The following is a 19134-nucleotide window of genomic DNA, read 5'->3' as shown; positions in this document are numbered from 1 at the left end:
CGACGGACGAGCACCGCCACGCTGACCGGCCTCACGGCTGGTCGGTGGGCCGGATCAGGAGTTCGCTGACCGAGGCGTGGCGCGGGCGGGTGACGGCGAAGACGACGGCCTCGGCCACGTCGTCGGCCTCCAGGCGGTGCAGACGGCGGGCGTCCAACTGCGCCCGGATGTGGGGCGGGTTGTGGGTGCGCAGTTCGGTGACGGTGCTGCCCGGCTCGATCGCGCACACGCGCACATGGCGGTCGTGCAGTTCCTGGCGCAGCCCCTCGGTCAGCGCGCCCACGCCGAACTTGGTGCCGCTGTACACCGCGCGTCCGGCGCGGGTGCGGCGCCCAGCCACGGCGCTGACGTTGACCAGATCGGCCACCTGGCGTGCGCCGTCGGCCGCCGCCCGTACCAGATGGGGCAGGGCGGCCTGGGTGGTGTACATCAGGCCCATGAGGTTGATCTGGACCATGCGCCGCCACTGGTCGGAGGCGGCCTCCTCGAAGGGGCCGAGCAGCATCAGCCCCGCGTTGTTGACCAGGATGTCCAGGCCGCCCAGGGCCGCCACGCTCCGGTCGACGGCCGTATGGGCCTGCGCCTCGTCGGTGAGGTCGGCGGGACGCACCACGGCGGTGCCGCCCAACGACCGGATGGTGTCCGCCACTTGCTCCAGCCGGTCTCGTCGCCGGGCCACCAGGGACACCGCCGCGCCCTCGGCGGCCAGCGCCCGGGCCGTCGCCTCGCCGATCCCGCTGGAGGCTCCGGTCACCAGCGCCACGGTTCCGGCCAACCGGTTCGTCGTCGGCATGGGGCCTCCGTAACTCCTCGCAGGCATACGGCACTTGCGGAATGTCGCGACGGTAGGCGAGGAGCCGTGGCGGCGCGTACCCCGTGGGTGGCGGATCCGGCCAATCTGTCAACCCGTCGGCGGCTAGAGCGACGCCGTGCTGATGAACGTCAGGTACAGCCCCAACGCGGCCGAGACCAGGGCCGCGGCACCCAGCGTCAGCCCGGCCGTGCGGCGGGACCGGGCCCGGCCCAGCGCGACCGCCAGCGGAAGCACCAGCGGGAAGACCGGCAGCAGGAAGCGGGCGCGGGACAGGAACGCCCCGGCGTCGCCCAGCGTGATGGTCAGCATCGCCCCGCTGAACACCACCAGTACCGTCGGTTGACGCGCGGCGCAGCAGTACCCGAACAGCACGACCGCGGCCAGCAGCACCACCGTGACCGCGACGGCGTCGATCCCCTGGGCGAGTGGCCGCCGCAGCACCTGGAGTACCTGTTCGGCGGTGCTGGCACCGAAGTCGAAGTGCGAGTTCCACGCCATCTGCACCACGAAGTACCCGTCCCATCGCCCCAGCCGGTGCCCCACCCATCCGACGAACACGAACCACCCCAGCGGCGCGACGGCCGCGCCCAGCAGCGCCCGCCAGCACCACGGCGCCCGCCGGGCCCGTACCAGTGCGGCCGTGGCCACGGCCGCGGCCAGCGCGATACCGGTCGGCCGGGTCAGACACGCCGCGGAACTCAACGCCCCGGCGCACAGCCAACGCCCCGTCAGCGCCGCGTACAGCGTCCACGCCGTCAGCGCCGCGAACAGGGCTTCCGTGTAGCCGAGGTTGGCCTCGAACGCGTGCGGCAGCGCCGCCCACACCAACGCGGCGGCCACCCCCGTGCGATGGCCGTACAGCCGCTCGGCGACGGCGAAGATCCCGCCCGCCGCGGCACCGGCCGCCGCCCAGGCCACCAGCAGCGCGGCTGCCGGCGGCGATACCGGCAGCACGGCGTGCGCCGCCCTGACCGCTATCGGGTACAGCGGGAAGAACGCCAGGTCGCAGTAGCGATGACCGTGCGCGTCCGGCGCGGGCATGGCCGTCGGATAGCCGGCCATCGCGACGCGCAGATAGGCGGCGGCGTCCCACAGCGTCGCCATCCGGTGCCACACCGGGGTGCCCCGCCAGGCGCCCCACACCGTGAACAGCGCCAGGCTCACTCCGCGGACCACGGCGTAGCCCGCGAGCGCCGGAGCGGCCCGGCGCGTTGCCGACAGCCACCGCCGTATCGGCCGTGCCGCTTGGGAGACGGCGCTCCGCGGTGGACCGCCGAGCAGGTGGGGGTGCTGGGTGAGTGTGGACATCGCGGACCGTGTGGGGGAGTGGGGGTTGTGCCGAGGCGCGTAGCGTACTCGCAGATCGCGCCGGATCCGCGCAGGCTGACGGGGGTTGACCGCGGTACGACGAAGGGTGCCGCCCGGCGGACGGCACCCTTCGTGGTGTGCGAGCGGCGATGGACCTCAGTCGGTGGCTATCGCCGGGTCGCTGGTGCTCACCTGGCCGGTCTCCACATGGCCCGCCAACCGGCGCAGGTACGTGCGGTCCTGCTCACAGGCGACCGACAGGTCGTACCAGCCGTGGCTGCGGTGCGGGGTCGCCGTGTGGACGACCTGGGCGCCGGGCCGCAGCCGGTAGTTGGCCGGGTGGTCGTTGCCGTAGGCGTCGGTGACGGTGAGGTGGACTGTGGTGGTGCCCTCGTTGCTGAGCACCAGCCTCACCTGTCCGCTGCCGCCCTGGTGCCGGGCGCTCACCTCGGGACCGGTGGCGCCGGCGTGGCCCTTGAACTGCCGCAGGAAGCCGTTGGGGCCGTGCACGGTGTACTCGTACGCGGTCTGCTTGCCCGAGCCGAGGTGCCAGCTGCCGGACAGGTGCCGTCCGGCCTCCACCGTGTAGGTCCACGGACCGTCCTGCTGGGTCGAGGAGGTGATGTGGAACGTCGCACCGGCCCTGCCGTGGCTGGCGAAGTCGATCGACAGCTGGCCGTTGTGGGCGTTGACCCGGCTGTCCGCGGACAGGTCGTACGGCAGCGGCCGGGCGGGGCGAAGTCCCCGTTCCTGCTTGGGCAGTTCGGGGTTGGCCGGCAGCTTCGGCACGTAGTCGGGGTGCCGGTTGTGGTCCGGCGGGATGTAGCCGCTGGTGTCCGGCAGCGTCGGCACCTTGGGGTTGGTCTTCGAGAAGTCGAAGGCCGTGGTCAGGTCGCCGGTCACCGCGCGGCGCCAGGGGGAGATGTTCGGCTCGTGCACCCCGAAGCGCCGCTCCATGAAGCGGATGATGGAGGTGTGGTCGAACACCTGGGAGCAGACGTAGCCACCGGTGCTCCACGGCGAGACCACGAACATCGGCACCCGCTGGCCCAGGCCGTACGGCCCGGCCACGCTGGTGTCGGAGCCCTTGGGGGTGAACAGGTCCCCGCTGACGTCCACGGTCGACTTGCCCTGCGCCGGGGAGGACGGCGGGATCGGCGGAACGACGTGGTCGAAGAAGCCGTCGTTCTCGTCGTAGGTGATGAACAGCGCCGTCTTGCTCCACACCTCGGGGTTGGAGGTCAGCGCGTCCAGCACCTGGGATATGTACCAGGCGCCGTAGTTGACCGGCCAGTTCGGGTGCTCGGTGAAGGCCTCGGGCGCGGCGATCCAGGAGATCTGCGGGAGCTTGTCCGCCTTCACGTCGGCCCGGAGGATGTCGAAGAAGCCCTGCCCGTCCTTGGCGTTGGTGCCGGTGCGGGCCTTCTCGTACAGCGGGCTGCCGGGGGCGGCGTTGCGGTACGCGTCGAAGTACAGCAGGGAGTTGTCGCCGTAGTTGCCGATGTACGCGTCCTGGGTCCAGCCCCAGGAGCCGTTGGCGTCCAGGCCGTTGCCCGCGTCCTGGTAGATCTTCCAGGATATGCCGGCCCTCTCCAGCCGCTCCGGGTACGTCGTCCAGGAGTAGCCCTTCTCGGCGTTGTCGATGACCGGGCCGCCGCCGGTGCCGTCGTTGCCGACGTAACCGGTCCACATGTAGTAGCGGTTGGGGTCGGTCGGGCCGAGCAGCGAGCAGTGGTACGAGTCGCAGATGGTGAACGTGTCGGCCAGCGCGTAGTGGAACGGGATGTCCTCGCGGGTGAGGTAGGCCATCGTCGTCGCGGTCTTGGCCGGCACCCACTGGTCGTACTTGCCCTGGTTCAGCGCGTGGTGGCCGCTGTCCCAGCCGTGGTCGAGGTCCTGGAGGAACTGCAGGCCCAGGTTGTCGGCATCCGGGTGGAACGGCAGGACGTCCTTGGTGCCGTCGGACTGGTACCACACCGGCTTGCCGTTGGGCAGCGTCACCGGGCGCGGGTCACCGAACCCGCGTACGCCGCGCATCGTGCCGAAGTAGTGGTCGAAGGAACGGTTCTCCTGCATCAGGACGACGATGTGCTCCACGTCCCGCAGGGTGCCGGTACGCCGACTTGCCGGAATCTCCGCCGCGCGGGCGATAGCGCTGGTGAGCATGGTGGTGGCGGCGGTGCCGCCCGCCAGCTGCATGAATCTGCGACGGTTGATGCCGGTCATAAAGAGCTTGTCTCCTCGGTTGGTTCACGACGGAACGAAGTTCCGGGTGGAGTCTCACCAGGCGACCGGGAACGACGGTCGGCGAAGGTGGAAAGCCAGGGGAAAGCCTCCGTTAACCTCCGTCGTCCATGATCGTCGGCTCGACTCCGGCAACAGTTCTACCTCCCGCGGGCGCGAGGATCCATGGTTGTGCGGGCAACGATCTCGGCAAGAAGGTGAGCTGAAGATCACTACCATCGTCTGGTGATCAACAGAAGACGGTCCGCGGTCGGCCTGCTCAGCGTGCTGGCCGCTTTGAACATGCTCGGCGCGCCGCCTGCCGTAGCCGACGAACCCACCGCCAAGGAACCGCCCAAGGTCGAGCTGGTGCTCGACGACAGCGGCTCGATGCGCACCGCCGACATCGACGGCCGCAGCCGGATATCCGTGGCCCAGCAGGCATTTGACGAGGTCGTGGACGCGCTCCCGGAGCAGACCCAACTCGGCATCCGCGTCCTGGGTTCCACTTACCCCGGCGAGGACAAGACGGTCGGCTGCCGGGACACCCAGCAGATATCGCCGGTCGGCCCGGTCGACAAGACCGAGGCCAAGACCGCGATCGCCACCCTGCGCCCCACCGGCTGGACCCCCATCGGGCTCGCCCTGCGCGCCGCCGCCAAGGACGTGGGCACCGGTGACACCACACGCCGGATCGTCCTGATCACCGACGGTGAGGACGACTGCGCGCCCCCCGACCCGTGCGACGTGGCCCGTGAACTCGCCGCCCAGGGAACCCACCTGGTGGTGGACACCCTCGGACTCACCCTGGACGACAAGGTCCGACGGCAGCTCACCTGCATCGCCTCCGCAACCGGCGGCACCTACACCGCCGTTCAGCACCAGGACCAACTCACCGGCCGACTCAACCAGTTGGTGAACCGGGCCAACGACACCTACCAGGACACCCCGAGCCAGGTGTCGGGTGCCGACGGCTGCGCCAACGCCCCGATCCTGGCCCCCGGCGTCTACGCCGACCGGGAGCGGTTCGCCGAGCACCGCTGGTACAGGGTGCCGGTGCGACCGGGTCAGGAGCTGCGCGCCTCGGTGAGCATGTCGCTGGACCGCACGCTCAACCCGGACTACGGGGTGCTGCTGCGTGCCACCGCCGGGGACGGCCGGGAGCTGGTACGCGGTACGGACGCGGGCAGCGGACGCACCGACGTGGTGTCAACCGGGCTGCGGTGGTCCGACACCGAGGCGACGCCCTCCCCTTCGCCGTCCGCGTCCGGCCCGGGGGCTTCCGGGACGTCCGGGGCGGACGTCGTCTGCCTGGTGGTCAGCAACTCCTTCTCCGCCCTGGCCGGGGTGCAGACCACACCCGGCATGCCGCTGGAGCTGACCGTTGACGTGGTGGACTCCTCGGCCGCTCCGCACGGCCCCGACCTGGGCCGTGGCTGGGCCCTGCTCGCCCTGCTGACCGTGGTCGGACTGCTCGCCGGGCTGGTCACCGGCTGGTTGGCCCGCTGGCGGATCGCCGTCTGGAAGGAGAACTGACCATGCGCGCCAAGCGATTTGCCGCGCTGTCGGCCGCGGGCGCCGTCCTGCTGCTGACCGCGGGACCGGCCGCGGCCGACGGCTCCGCCTCACCGAGCCCGTCCGACACGGTCGGCACCGCCGGTACGTCCTTCCTCACCGCGACCACCGTGCGGCCCGGGCAGACGGCGAAACTGTCCGCCTCCACCGGCGACTACCTGTACTGGTCGTTCGCCGCCGCGGCCGGTCAGACCGACCGGGTCGAGGTGACGCTCACCATGCCACCCGCCACCAGCCGCCACGGCAACGCCACCTGGACCGTGGAGGCGTTCGACGGACTGCGCCGCCGCCAGGCCTGTACGGCGGGCGCGCAGACCGTCACCGCCGCGACCGGGGACACCACCGTGTCGCTGGGCTGCACCCTGCGCCAGGTCCGCTCGTGGGCCGAGTCCTGGTCGGGCGATCCGCTGCCGGGCACCTACTACCTGCGGCTCTCGGCGACCGATCTGCCGGAGCAGGACCTCGGGTTGCCGATCCAGGCCGAGTTGCGGATCACCGCCCACAACGGTGACGCCCAGCCGGACGGCGCGAGCCTGAAGGCCCCGCTGTCGCCACCGGTCAACCCGGGCGCGACGGTCGCGCCGGACGCGGTCGCCTCGGCCGCGCCGTCCGCCGCCGCGTCCGCGCCGCGGCCGGTGGAGCGGGCCAAGGGCTGGTTCTCCAGCCTGTCCACGCGGTGGCTGTGGACGATCGGGGGCGGTGTGCTGGCGGCCGTCGCGGGAGTGTTCGGCTACGGCCTGACCCGCCATCCGCGCCGCTGGTTCTCCGCGGCCCGCTGAACGGCACCGGCCAGGGGGCTTGGACGCCTCCTGGCCGGGTCGGTCGTCTCAGCTGGAATTTGCGGTTCCAGTAAGCCAGTCGGCCATTGCCCGGGAGATGGGAAGTCCCGCGGCCAACTCGATGAATCCGAACTGACCGGAGGCGTTGCACTCCAGAAAGTGCCAGGTTTCGTCGGCCGCGACCGCGAAGTCGAACGCCCCGTACACCAGCCCGGTCAACCGCATAAACCCCTCGGTTCTCGCCCTGATGTCCGGCGGTACCGGAACCGGGTACCAGCGCACCGATTCCGGGTCGGCGTAGCGCCAGTCCAGTTCCGGCTGGCCTGGGGCGAGTTGGTCGGCGCGGGCGCAGAACATTTCGGAGCCGACCACGGTGAGCCGAATGTCACTTCGTTTGTCGACCAGGGTTTGCAGACAGGTTGGTGCCTCGGCGACGGCGGTGAAATCCGTGCCGGCGGGTACCGGGGTGGTGGGCAGCGCCAGCGGCGGATCGTCGGGCGCGTGGCCGGAAATCGACTTGCACACCAGCGGTCCATGTGTTTCCGCGAAACCCGTGGCGTCACCCGGCACACTGGTGAACAGCGTTGCCGGGACATGGAATCCGACTGATTGGGCGAGGACGAGTTGCCGCATTTTGTAACGGCACGCGGTGTGCGCGTCGGGATGGTTCATCCACCGTACGTCCGGGAGCGCGCGCAGCGTTCCGTACCAGGCGTGATCCGATTCCAAAGCCACCCAGGCCGCCTGGGTGCGCGCACCGGCGCCCGGCTGACCGGGACGGCGCACCCAGATCGCGCGGATCTCGCGCAGATCGGTGGAGCGGTGTCCGGTGGTGATCCTTCCGGAAAGGGCCCCGGACGCGAACGTCGCGGACAGCGAGGCCCTTTCCGGAAAGTCGGCCGGATCGACACGCAGCACCGGGGTGCCCATCGTGTTGAGATGGTCCACCACCATGTCGGCGGTCACGTCCCCGGGACCGGTGAGGATCAGGACCGTCATCAGTCGTCGAAATGTGTCTTGGACCCGGCGGTCGAGGTCGTGGAACCGGCTTCCAGTAGCACCTTGGGGCGCCGTACGGCCGGAGTGCCGTCGGCGAGTACGTTCAGCTGCTGCTCCGGGTCGTAGGCGAAGGACGTCTCCGGCTCAGGTATGGGGCGCCGGGCGTAGGTGAGGGCGAATGGCTGCATGGCCTTTCCAAGGTGTGTAGGTGGGGCCCCGCGTACTCGTGGGGTTCTGCTGGGGCTCCGGGAGGTTCCTGGCGGTGGGTCAGTCCGCGGGACTGTGCTGCGGGGGTGGAGGGTCGGGTATACCGGTCACCGCGACAAGAACCGCCTCATTGACGCGGAACTCCGCCTGCAGGACCTGGAATTCGGCGAGCCCGGCGGCCACGGACACCGGGCTCCAGGTGATGACTATGTCCACGGACCCGCGGGCGAGGGCCGCCTTCACCCGCTGCCATCCTTCGCGGTGCTGCAACGGGGCGTCGGGCGTCGCCTCGATCACGGTGTCCACCACCCACCACGCCCGGTGTGCGGCGTGGATTCGGCACAGATCCGCGAGCTGTTCCGCGGTGGCGGAATCCGGTTCACAGACATAGACGAGCGTCGGGATGGGGCCATGCTTGCCCGGAACACCGTCGGTCGCCGGTGAGTAGCCGTTAGTTGCCATCAGTCGCCAGTTCCTGCGTCTCGTTGTGCGCGGCTGCGTCACGAGCCCTCGGGCGCGCACAGTCAATGGAACATACGGGGAAGCGGGGGAACGGGTTCGAAGGCGGCATCACGGATCGGTGCTCCTTCTTCTCCACCGCCACCGGGGCGGTGTCCGGGACAGTGCGGGGAATCCACCGGCGGCCGTTACACCGGGCACCCGCTTGGTACCGGGCGGTGGAATATAACGGCCGTCGGCAGGGGCTCTGCCAGGCGTGCGGGGGGATCGAGGCTGACACGACAGGAATGACGACGCCAGGGCCGATACGGTTGCGAAGGCCAGCCGGGGAATGCGGAGGTCCCGAATGGTGGTAAATTCCCCGGTACACCGGGGAGGCGCAACCGAGTTGACGGATCGCAGCCAGCTGCCCACCACGAGTGATGCGCCTCGGTGGAAGTCGGTGGACTTCCGCGGTAGCGGCGGAACCATGCGCTACGCGTGCCCCGGGCGACTCATGACTAACGGTATTCGGAACGGCGATTTCCGTCATGGTCGTTGGTCCCATGAGTGAGATCTTTACGACGGGGACGTGAGTTTCCACAGTGCTGACCAGTGCGCTGACGACACATCACATCTTGACACCACAGGAGGCTTCATGCACCACCTCGGCATTGTCGCGCACAGTGCGGAAGGGGCCGCGCTGTGCTTCCGGACCTTCTGTCAGGAAGGGTTCCGTGAACTGGGCCCGCACGAACATCCCGATGTGACACTGGACTTGATCGCCCTGGCGCGCTCCATGCCCGCCTGGGAGAACGGGGACCACGACACGATCCGGGAGACGCTGGCGGTGAGCGTGGACCGACTAGCCCGCGCGGGCGCGGACTTCTTCGTCTGCCCGGACAACACCGCACACGAGGCCCTGGAGCGCCCAGGCCCGGAACTTGCGCTTCCGGGGCTGCACATCGCCGAGGTGGTCGCCGACCGCGCCGCCCGCGACGGCCGTGCCCGGGTGGGGGTGCTCGGCACCGGCTTCCTGATGAAGGGCCCTGTGTACCCAAGGGCGTTGGCCGAGCGGGGGATCGCCTGCGAGGTACCGGACGCAGGGGACCGGGAGACCGTCAGCCGGGTCATCTTCGAGGAGCTGGTGAACGGCGTCCTCACCGACGCCTCGCGCGCCGACTACGTCCGGGTCATCGAGCGGCTGGCCGCCCGGGGCTGTGACGCGGTCGCCCTGGCCTGCACGGAGATCCCGCTCCTGGTGACGTCCAACGTCTCCCCGCTGCCAATGCTGGACTCCACGCGGCTGCTGGCCCGCGCGGCCTTCGACGCCGCCGTAGGCCACCGCCCCCCGCCGAGCTGGCGGGGCGGCCCGGTGGCTGGCTGAAGCACGACGGCGGTACGCGGGCCGGACGGCCCGCGTACCGCCGTCCAGGGGTCCGTTCTCAGCCGGTCTTCGGGGCCGCGTGCTGAACGACCTCGAAGGACCACAGCGTGGCGTCCGTCGCGGCGGGCCTGCGCTGGCCCTCTCCGGGGGCGCCGCTGTGCGCGGGCCCCATCCGCTCGGAGGCCCACTTCTGGTAGTCCTCCTCGGTGCGCCAGCGCGTGTACACCAGGTACTGGTCGGTGCCCTCGACCGGGCGCAGCAGTTCGAACCACTCGAAGCCGTCCGAGCTCTCCACGGCCCCGGCCCGCGCCGCGAAGCGCTGTTCGAGGGTCTCCCGCATCTCCGGCGGGACGGTGAGTACGTTGATCTTGACGACGCTCATGGCGTCATCCTGCCGTACCTCAGTGCCCGGCGGGACGACCGGGGCCGGTCGTGGTGTCGGGCAGCGCCTGCCTGGCCAGCCGGGCGGCGAAGGGCAGGGCGAGCTGCACCAGTAGCCCGGCGCCCGCGGCGCTGGCCGCGCTGTCCACGACGGGCCGGGCGTAGGTGGCTATCCGCCGCGCCGTCGAGGGGGTCCAGGCCCGGCGCGCATGGTGCAGCAGCCCGGCGACAGGGACGTCGGGTACGGGGACGGTCAGGGTGCGGTCGGCGGCGCCGGTGCGCGGCCAGGTCAGTTCGATGCGCATGGCTGTCTTCCTCATGGAGCGGGCCGGATCGCGTGCGGTGCGCACACCGGGACCAGCGCGGGCCGCGCGGGGCGGCGTCTCGGGCGTGGTTCAGCGGGCGCGCGAGCCGCGATCGGACGGGAACGGGGAACGCGGGTCGGGCTCTGGACTGGGCCGGGAACTCATTCCCCTCACCTCCTCGCGGCCAGGACACGCGCGGGTGCCATCGAACGGGCCGGCAGCCCCACCAGAGGGGCGCCACTGCTCATGAACATCAGTACCGAGCGAAGCATTCAACCTAACGCGGTACTTACATATGACGAGATTTGCGGTTATTGCCGTAGGTTGTCAAGGAGAGTTCTGATGAACAAAAGGGGAGGGAAAGTTGAACGACGGTGGGCCGCCGGTTGAGGCACGGCGTGTCCCGCCCCGCAGCCGCGATCGGAGACACCATGAGTGAGAGTGCCGATACTCCCTCGACAGTGATGTCGAGATTGTCACATCCGATGCAGACGGTGACCGAGGCGGTGAACCACGTTCCCGGCGCTCCTGTCGTCAAGGGTGTCGTGGACGGCGTACTGGACACCGTCGGTGTCATGTCACCGCACGCCCGCCGGGTCGCCGCCTACGCCGGGGCCGGCCTGCTGGGAGTCGCGGGCCTGGTCGAGTGGCCGGTGGCCGCCGCGGGCGCCGCCGTCGTATGGCTGACCCAGCCGCGCCCCGAGCACAACGGCGGAGCAACCGCCCAGCAGACCGGGCGGCCCGCCGCCGCGGCCCGGCCCAAGGCGAAGACGGCGTCCGAGCGCACCGCGACCAAGCGCGGCACGGCGGCGAAGAAGCGCACCACCGCCAAGAAGACCACCCCCAAGAAGAAGTCCACCCCCAAGCGGACCGCCTCCGCCACCCGCACCCGGCGCACCTCGTCATCCGCCACAAGCAGGCAAAAATCCTGATACCGCGCGTCATGTCCGGTCCGATCGCCGGATCCCCGCCAAGGTGAGGCATGGTTCTGCGACTTCTGCCCCGTCTTCCGCTGATCGGGCTCGAACTCGCCGTGGCCGCTCCGGCCCGGATCACCCGGCGCGTGGCGGCGCCCGCCGGGGCCGCCGTCCGGATCGCGGCCGAGGTCGCGGGCGCCGGCGCGCACGCCACGGCGAGCGGCGCGGCGGCGCTGACCGACACCGCCGTACGCCTCGGTCGGGTCGCCCGGCACGCCATGGCGCCGGGCACCGGCTACTGGCGCGCCGGATCCCGGCTGCACATCGCCCTGCGGCCGTCGCCTGAGGCGGCGGAGCGCGGCCTGAAGGACCTGGAGACCGCGGCGAAGAAGATCGCCGTCGCGCTGGCAGAGCACCCCGATGTGCTGACCGCCTACTGGGACGGCGGCCTGGCCCGACTGGTGGTGCAGGCCAGCGAGGACGCGGCCGTCGAGAAGGTCGCCCAGGAGGTGTACCGGCTGGCCGAGCAGCACGGGCTGGCGCACCCCGGGGAGCGGGTGCTGGAGCGTGTCCATCCGGGGGACGTCGGCAGCGTGCGCACCGGGGCGCTGGCGCTCGCCTGCGACCTGGCGGGCATCACCACCGCGTTCACCGCCCGCACCGTCGGCCTCCAGCGCTCCCCGCAGATGGTCACCGCCGTGGTCACCCTGCTCCGCGAGGACTCCCGGGTGCGCCGCCTACTGCGCCGCCGACTGGGCACCGCTCCGGCGGACCTGCTGCTGGCCACCGCCAACGCGGCCGCCCACGGTTTCGGCCAGTCGCCGACCGCGCTGGTGCTGGACGCGGCACTGCGCACCGCCCAGCTGGCCGAGGCGTTCGCCCGCGCCGCCGCCTTCGACGCCGTGCATGACACCGTCTGCGCCCCCGATCGGCTCAGCCTCGCGGGCCAGGTGGAGCGGCCGGAGATCCGGCCCTACCCCGGCGAGGAGTACGCCGACCAGGCGGTCACCGGCAGCCTGGTGGGCGCCGCCGCCACGCTGCTGTTCACCCGCGACACCCGGGAGGCCGCCGAAGCCGTGCTCGCCGGGTCGCCCAAGGCCGCCCGCTACGGCCCCGCGGCCTTCACCGCCGTACTGGGCGGCGCACTGGCCCGCGAGGGGGTGCTGGTGCGCGACGGCGAGCGGCTGCGGCAACTGGAGGTCGTGGACACCGTGGTGCTGCACCCGGAGGCGCTGCGCGGCGACCGCCGTACCGTGCTCGACGTCCACCCCAGCGCCGACGACTGGGACCACGACCGGCTGTGGCGCGCCGCCGCCGCGGCGCTGCGGCCGCCCGACGAATGGGCGCTGCCCACCGCCGAGTTGGGGCTGCGGCTGCGGCCGGTGCCCGGCCAGGAGGCGTCGGACACCGGCCTGATGGTGGCGTCGGCGCACGACAGGGACGTGGGTACGGTACTGGTCGGCTGGGAGGTGGACCCGCTGGCCGAGGCCGGGCTGGACGCGGCTCGCCGGGCCGGACTGCGGGTCGTGGTGGTGGACGACGCCTCGCTCGGCGAGTTCGCCGCCCTGGTCGATGAACTCGTGCCGTCGGACCGGCCGTTGGCCGATGTGGTGGGCGAACTGCGGCGGGACGGCCGGGTGGTGCTCACGGTGGCCCGCGTGCCCTGCCAGGTCGGCGACGGCCAACGGGAGTTGGCCGAGGACGGCCGCGAGGTGCTCGCCGGGCTGCTGAGCAGCGATGTCGCGGTGGCGGTCATCGACGAGGACAGCGCGGTGGTGTGGGGCGCGGACCTCCTCGCGTTGGACGGACTTGAGGGAGTGTGGCGGCTGTTGGCCGCCGTACCCGCCGCGCGGACCGTCGGGCGGCACTCCAAGGTCCTGGCCGAGGCGGGCGCCGCGCTGTCCGGGCTGCTCGTGCTCACCCGGGGCTCGCGGGCCCAACGCACCCCGTTCAGCCTGGGTTTCCGGCTCAGCCCGGTCAATGTGGCCGCCGCCTCCGCCCTGGTCTCCGGCTGGCGCGCCGCGGCCCGGGTCAGCACCCGCCCCGCCCCGCACCCCCGGCCGCGGGTGGCCTGGCACGCACTGCAACCCGAGGAGGCACTGGCCCGGTTGGCCAGTATGCCGCGCACCGCGCCGAGCGCGCTCCAGGTGCTGCGCCGCCGCGCGGGCGCCGTGGGACGACTGCCGGTGTTCGCCCCGGCACGCCTGACAGCGCGTCTGGCGAGGGCGGTACGGTCCGAACTTGACGATCCCTTCACGCCCGTGCTTGTGGTCGGCGCCGCCGCGTCGGCCCTGCTCGGGTCCACCGTGGACGCGCTGCTGGTGGCCAGCGCGATGGGGGTGAACGCGCTGGTCGGCGGGGTGCAACGACTGCGCGCCGAACGGGCGTTGTCCGCGCTCGCCGAAGGCCAGCGGCGCACCGCCCGCCGGGTGGCCGACCAGGGCGCGGGCGCCACAACCGTGGTCGAGGCAGGGCGGCTGGCCCCCGGCGAGGTGATCGAGCTGCGGACCGGCGACGTGGTCCCGGCCGACGCACGGCTGCTGGAGTCCGACGACCTGGAGGTGGACGAGTCCTCGCTCACCGGGGAGTCGCTGCCCACCCGCAAGGAGGTGGACGCCTGCCCGCGGGCGGCGGTCGCCGACCGGTGGTGCATGGTGTTCGAGGGCACCACCGTGGTGGCCGGCCAGGGCCGGGCCGTGGTGGTGGGCACCGGAGAGCAGACGGAGGCGGGGCGGGCCGAGCACCTCGCCTCGCATGTGCCGCCTGCGGCCGGGGTGCAGGCGCGTCTGCACGAACTGACCAGCCGGGTACTGCCCTTGACCCTGGCCGGTGGCGCGGTGGTCACCGGACTGTCGCTGATCCGCGGCCGACCGGTACGCGAGGCGGTCCGCGGCGGCCTCGCGGTCGCTGTGGCCGCGGTGCCGGAGGGGCTGCCGCTGGTGGCGACGGTCGCGCAGATGGCCGCGGCGCGACGGCTGAGCAGGCACGGCGTCCTGGTGCGTACCCCGCGCGCCCTGGAGGCGCTGGGCCGGGTGGACACCGTCTGCTTCGACAAGACCGGCACCCTGACCGAGAACCGGCTGCACGTCGTCCGCACGCTCACCGCCGACGGTGCCGCGCACCCGGCCGACGCCCCCGAAGCGGCGCCCGTGCTGCGGATCGCGGCACGGGCCTGCCCGCGCGTCGCCGAGGACACCGGTATCCACGCGCACGCCACCGACGAGGCCGTCCTCGCCGCCGCCCCAGAGGACCCCGGCTGGACGCCCGTCGAGGTGCAGCCGTTCGAAGCGAGCCGGGGGTATGCCGCCGCCGCGGGGATCGACGACGACGGCGCCGAGGTCCTGGTGGTCAAGGGCGCACCGGAGGTGGTGCTGCCGTGCTGCGTGGGCGTCGACCCGGATGTCACCGCGAAGGCACAGTCGCTGGCGGCCGAGGGACTGCGCGTACTGGCCGTAGCCCGACGCCGGTTGGCCCCCGGTGAGGCAAGTGACGTACTGGACAGGCCGCTTGAGGAACTGGAACCGGTCGGCTTCGTGGCCCTCGCGGACGCCCCGCGAGCCAGCTCCGCCCCGCTGGTTGCCGGGCTCGGGCGGGCCGGGGTGCGGCCGGTGATGCTCACCGGCGACCATCCGCAGACCGCTCGGGCGGTGGCGATCGCACTGGGCTGGCCAGCGGACGTCACCGTGGTCACCGGTGACGAACTGGCCGCCCTGGACCGTGCGGGGCGAGCCGAGCGGCTGCGGGACTGCGGGGTGGTGGCGCGGGTGGCGCCGGAGCAGAAGCTCCAGGTGGTGGAGGCGCTCAAGGAGGCCGGACGGGTCGTTGCGATGGTCGGCGACGGCGCCAACGACGCCGCCGCGATCCGGGCCGCCGACGCCGGTATCGGCCTCGCGGTACGCGGCTCGGCCGCCGCCCGCAACGCCGCCGACCTGGTGATCACCACCGACGAACTCTCGGTGCTCATCGACGCCATCGCCGAGGGACGGGCGCTGTGGAGCAGCGTGGCGGACGCCATCAGCATCCTGATCGGCGGCAACGCGGGAGAGGTCGGCTTCACCGTGCTCGGCACCCTGATGTCCGGCGCCTCGCCGCTGTCCACCCGTCAGCTGCTGCTGGTCAACCTGCTCACCGACATGTTCCCGGCGATGGCGGTCGCGGTCACCCCGCAGGACCCCGAACAGGGCACCGGCGACGGCTCGTTCGACGCGCGGTCCGCCACCACCGGGACCGCACCGGTGGGCATCGCCGCCCTCGGCGAGCCGCTGTCCCGGCAGATCCGGCACCGTGGTGTCATCACCGGCCTCGGCGCCGGTACGGCATGGCTGATCGGCACCCTCACCCCCGGCAGCGCCCGGCGCACCAGCACCATGGCGTTGTGCGGCGTGGTGGGCGCCCAGTTGACCCAGACGGTCATCGGCCGCCGCCACAGCCCGCTGGTGCTGCTGACCGTGCTCGGCTCGGCCGCGGCACTGGTCGCCCTCGTGCAGACGCCCGTGGTCAGCCACTTCTTCGACTGCACACCGCTCGGCCCGGTGGCGTGGGCGGGCGTCACCACCGCCATCGGTGTCGCGGCGCTCGGCCCGCGGGTGCTGCCGGCCGCGGAACGGGTGGTGGCGGACCTGGAGTCGCGGCTGCGCCCGATGGTGCGGGTGGTCCGCTGACCGCGCCGTGGCGGCGGTGGGATCCCACCGCCGCCACGGACCTTCCGGTCAGGCGGACCGCAGCGCGGCGATCAGCCACTCGACGGCGGGTGTCAGGCTGGGCGCGGGCGGCCAGCCGTTGATCACCGCGACCAGCTCCCAGTACCGCTGGTAGCCCGAGTCATGGCCGATCCGCATACGCTCCAGCAGCCAGGCGCGGAACTCCGGGCCGTCCGCCCGGCCGCACAGCCGCGCGCACTCGGCGACCAGCTCGTCGGCCACCGGCCGGGCCGCCGCGGAGTCCGGCTCGACACCGGCGTCCCGCGCCGCGGCGGTGCGCTCCCGGATCAGTTCGGCGAGCCGGCGGGCGGCGTCCTCGTCGGGCTGCCCGACCTCCTCGCGGGCCCGGACCTGGTCGGCGGCGGCCCGGCGCATCGCCGCGCGGAAACCGTCGTCCTGTACCAACTCGGCCAGCTCCACCCACGCGGTCAGTTGCTCGGTCGTCGGCTCGTCCGGCAGGTCGGGCATCGCGTTCCGCATCATCGCCAGGAACGTGGCGTCCACGTCCAGGCCGCCGAAGGCGCTGTCGATGAAGTCATGGATCAGGCGGCGGCGTTCCCGCTCGGAGAGGGTGGCGAGCTTGTGCATCAGTTGCGTCTCCTTCGGTGTGGACCCGCGTCCGGCGACCGTGCGCAGCACGGCCCGGTGCAGCCGCAGGGTGCGGATCTGCACGTCCAGGGCCTCGGCGTGCGCCCGCGCGACCTCGGCGACGCTGATCTCGCGGTCCAGCACCTGCTGGATGGTGGCGAGGTCGATGCCGAGGTCGCGCAGCGTACGGACGAGACCGAGCCGGGCCAGTGCGTCCTGGCCGTAGAGCCGGTAACCCGCGGGTGTGCGGTCGGTCGGCGGCACCACTTCGGCGTCGGACCAGAACCGGATGGTCTTGACCGTCAGGCCGGTCATCCGGGCCAGTTCCCCGATCGTCCACAGGGCGTCGTCGTCCATGCCCGTCACCTTGGAGCCTCCCGTCAGGGGAGACTCAAGCCTAGCGACGCCCGGCGCGCGATTCTCGCGCGCGCCGTGGCGCCGAGCGGCCCCTCATGGGCCGGTGCGGAGCGCGATCTCGGCGCGTAGGCGGGCCAGGTTGGTCGCGGCGGGGTCCGCGGCGCCGCGGAAGCGGGCGCTGTGGCGCTGCCAGTCGAGCATCAGGGTCAACCGGTCGGTCGCGCTGGCCACCAGCCGTGCGCAGGCGGCCTGTTCGGCGGGGTCGGCGCTGATGGTGCGGACCAGCGCGGGAGCGTAGGTGCAGGTGGCGTGCAGCAGGTCGAGGTGCTCGCGGGCCTGCTCGCGCACCGTCTCGACGGCCTCCTCGCGGGAGCAGCCGGTTTCCTGGCGCACCGCCCGCACCAGGTTGTACGGGCTGCCTGCGGCCTCGTCCCGGTCGAGCGTCTCCAGGTCGTTCTGGGCGAGCCCGGCCAGGGCGGCGAGTTGCTCGATGCGGCGGACGAAGGGGTGGTCCCGCACGGATGGCGGAATCTCCTCGTCCAACGTCAGGTCCAGCACGTCCACCGCGAAGTCCCAGCCACTGGCCGCCATGCGCAGTGACAGGTAGTCCGCCACGCCGGGCAGGTAACCGCTGATCCGGTGCTCTGCCTCGCACGCGCAGGCGGCGAACCACTCCTCGACATGACCGATCATGCGCTGCCGCCAGGCCGTCGACCGGTTCCGGCACAACCGCGGCAGCAGCTCCGCCCAGGCGCGGGCGATGGCACCGTGCGCACCGGCGTCCCCGCCGTCCTGGTGCAGCATCGCGGTGAGCCCGCGGTGCAGCGCCGCGATGTCCTGCGGCTCCCGCAGCGCGGGATCGTCGAAGAGGTCGTCCAGCACGGCCACCCACGTCACCAGGCAGCTGAGCGGTTCGAGCACGTCGGCGTCGGCGTCCGGGAACCACCGTGCGCAGCCGTCGACCACGTCCGCCCAGCGGTGATGGTCGAGTTCCTCCGGGGTGACGGCGAGTCCGGTGTCCCGCAGCCATCCGGTCACATGCTTTCGGGCCCGCCCCTGGTGCGCGTTGACGCGTGGTGGGGGTGTGTGCACGGGCGTACGCGGTGGTGGGACGTCGCCGCTCGGGGCGGGCGGCGCCAGCACCGCCCGTGCGTAGTCGGCGAGGGCCGCTCGGACCGAGAAGCGGTCCGGCACCGTACCGAGCAGGTCGAGGGACTCCCGCAGCAGCTCGTCCGCCCGCGCCTGGGCGTCTGCGACGGCGCCGCAGGCCAGCACGAGGTCGCGTGCCCGGGCCGCCTCGTGGCGGGTGATGCCGCGGCGCAGCAGCGGTGCCAGCCGCGGCTCGCGGGTCAGCGCCCACAGCACGGGGAGGGTGTAGACGCCCTCGACCAGATCGTTGTTGACGGGCTTGCCGAGTTGGCCGGACGCCGCGGTCAAGTCCAGGATGTCGTCGCGCAGTTGGTACGCCAGCCCCAGGCGATGACCGAAGCGCGCCAGCGCCTCCTCCTGTTCGGCGCCCTGTCCGGCCAGCATGGCTCCCAGTCGGCACGACAGTGACAGCAGTGCGGCGGTCTTTCCGCCGATGGCCCGCCAGTACGAGCCTTCGCTTCGGGAGCGCAGATAGCGGTCGGCGGCCTCGGCCACCATGCCCGCGCACATCTCCTCGCCGGCCAGGACGCCCGCGAGCGTCACGCGGGAGTCATGTTCCGCCAGCAGCCCCAGGGCGTGCAGCAGCACGAAGTCGCCGCCGAGCACGGCCAGTCCGCTGCCCCACAGGGCGTTGTGGCTCGGCTCGCCCCGGCGCTGCTTGGCCTGGTCGATCACGTCGTCGTGGTAGAGCGAGCCGACGTGGATCAGTTCCACGGCCGCGGCGCACCTGATCACCCGCTCGTCGGCCGGGCGGTCGGGCCCGCTGAGCGCGTAGTACGAGAGCAGGGCCAGGGTGGGCCGCACCCAGCGGCGCGTGGACTCGGACCGTTCGCCGACCAGCCCCGCCAGATCGGGGCGCCCCGGGATGCGCACCGGGCCGATGACCTCGCGGACGCGGCGCAGATCGGCGTCCAGGTGCGGAAGGCTACGGGCGTCGGCGGACTGTGTCACAGGCGAACTCCTCTACGGCGCAAGGTTGTTGGACCCGGGCTCGCCGTCATGCCGAG

15 protein-coding genes are annotated in these 19134 nt (G+C 72.3%); 5 read left to right on the top strand and 10 right to left on the bottom strand.

All coding sequences use genetic code 11. From position 1 onward, the window contains the following. Window positions 1–31 precede the first annotated feature (31 nt). The 3 genes from O5O46_RS19875 to O5O46_RS19865 all read right to left on the bottom strand — a co-directional run bounded on the left by O5O46_RS19875 (window position 32) and on the right by O5O46_RS19865 (window position 4348). Window positions 32–793, bottom strand: coding sequence for an SDR family NAD(P)-dependent oxidoreductase (locus O5O46_RS19875; protein WP_269856846.1), 762 nt, complete (start codon window positions 791–793; stop codon window positions 32–34). Between the two features lie 123 nt (window positions 794–916). Beyond that, window positions 917–2122, bottom strand: coding sequence for a hypothetical protein (locus O5O46_RS19870; protein ID WP_269856845.1), 1206 nt, complete (start codon window positions 2120–2122; stop codon window positions 917–919). Between the two features lie 156 nt (window positions 2123–2278). Beyond that, window positions 2279–4348, bottom strand: a complete 2070-nt coding sequence (locus O5O46_RS19865) for a phosphocholine-specific phospholipase C (RefSeq protein WP_269856844.1) — start codon at window positions 4346–4348, stop codon at window positions 2279–2281. A 243-nt stretch (window positions 4349–4591) separates the two neighbouring features. On the opposite strand from O5O46_RS19865, the gene O5O46_RS19860 reads away from it, so the two are divergent. Together O5O46_RS19860 and O5O46_RS19855 are read left to right on the top strand one after the other, a co-directional pair. After that, window positions 4592–5881, top strand: a complete 1290-nt coding sequence (locus tag O5O46_RS19860; RefSeq protein WP_269856843.1) for a VWA domain-containing protein — start codon at window positions 4592–4594, stop codon at window positions 5879–5881. A gap of 2 nt (window positions 5882–5883) precedes the next feature. After that, window positions 5884–6699 carry a peptidase gene (locus O5O46_RS19855; RefSeq protein WP_269856842.1) on the top strand — a complete coding sequence of 272 codons (816 nt, stop codon included), beginning with the start codon at window positions 5884–5886 and terminating at the stop codon, window positions 6697–6699. Window positions 6700–6747: 48 nt separating this feature from the next. Here O5O46_RS19855 and O5O46_RS19850 read toward each other — a convergent pair whose 3' ends face one another. From O5O46_RS19850 to O5O46_RS19840, 3 genes are all read right to left on the bottom strand, one after another. Beyond that, on the bottom strand, window positions 6748–7698 hold the full coding sequence (locus O5O46_RS19850) for an MvdC/MvdD family ATP grasp protein (protein ID WP_269856841.1): 951 nt from the start codon (window positions 7696–7698) through the stop codon (window positions 6748–6750). Further along, window positions 7698–7886, bottom strand: a complete 189-nt coding sequence (gene tgmA / locus O5O46_RS19845; protein ID WP_269856840.1) for a putative ATP-grasp-modified RiPP — start codon at window positions 7884–7886, stop codon at window positions 7698–7700. Before tgmA ends, O5O46_RS19850 begins: the two co-directional genes overlap by 1 nt. 79 nt (window positions 7887–7965) lie before the next feature. Further along, window positions 7966–8367, bottom strand: a complete 402-nt coding sequence (locus tag O5O46_RS19840; protein WP_269856839.1) for a hypothetical protein — start codon at window positions 8365–8367, stop codon at window positions 7966–7968. 634 nt (window positions 8368–9001) lie between these two features. Here O5O46_RS19840 and O5O46_RS19835 point away from each other — a divergent pair. After that, on the top strand, window positions 9002–9730 hold the full coding sequence (locus O5O46_RS19835; RefSeq protein WP_269856838.1) for an amino acid racemase: 729 nt from the start codon (window positions 9002–9004) through the stop codon (window positions 9728–9730). A 58-nt stretch (window positions 9731–9788) separates the two neighbouring features. Here O5O46_RS19835 and O5O46_RS19830 read toward each other — a convergent pair whose 3' ends face one another. Further along, entirely contained in the window at window positions 9789–10112 is a 324-nt protein-coding gene (locus O5O46_RS19830) for an antibiotic biosynthesis monooxygenase family protein (protein WP_269856837.1), read from the bottom strand. 19 nt (window positions 10113–10131) lie between these two features. Further along, window positions 10132–10416: a hypothetical protein gene (locus O5O46_RS19825; protein WP_269856836.1), complete on the bottom strand. Its 285-nt coding sequence runs from the start codon at window positions 10414–10416 to the stop codon at window positions 10132–10134. Between the two features lie 485 nt (window positions 10417–10901). Here O5O46_RS19825 and O5O46_RS19820 point away from each other — a divergent pair, with 485 nt between their 5' ends. Both O5O46_RS19820 and O5O46_RS19815 read left to right on the top strand, forming a co-directional pair. Then, the gene (locus O5O46_RS19820; RefSeq protein WP_269856835.1) at window positions 10902–11348 is read left to right on the top strand and encodes a hypothetical protein; all 447 of its coding nucleotides are present in this window, start codon (window positions 10902–10904) and stop codon (window positions 11346–11348) included. 50 nt (window positions 11349–11398) lie between these two features. Beyond that, the gene (locus O5O46_RS19815; RefSeq protein ID WP_269856834.1) at window positions 11399–15994 is read left to right on the top strand and encodes a cation-translocating P-type ATPase; all 4596 of its coding nucleotides are present in this window, start codon (window positions 11399–11401) and stop codon (window positions 15992–15994) included. 48 nt (window positions 15995–16042) lie between these two features. Here O5O46_RS19815 and O5O46_RS19810 read toward each other — a convergent pair whose 3' ends face one another. Next, window positions 16043–16978, bottom strand: coding sequence for a helix-turn-helix domain-containing protein (locus tag O5O46_RS19810; protein ID WP_269856833.1), 936 nt, complete (start codon window positions 16976–16978; stop codon window positions 16043–16045). Between the two features lie 93 nt (window positions 16979–17071). Then, on the bottom strand, window positions 17072–19078 hold the full coding sequence (locus O5O46_RS19805; RefSeq protein ID WP_269856832.1) for a polyprenyl synthetase family protein: 2007 nt from the start codon (window positions 19076–19078) through the stop codon (window positions 17072–17074). Window positions 19079–19134: the final 56 nt, after the last annotated feature.

This window comes from Streptomyces sp. RPT161 (genome assembly GCF_027533845.1).
GTDB classification, from domain to species: Bacteria; Actinomycetota; Actinomycetes; order Streptomycetales; family Streptomycetaceae; genus Streptantibioticus_A; species Streptantibioticus_A silvisoli_A.
This window is presented reverse-complemented; position numbering and strand designations above follow the sequence as displayed.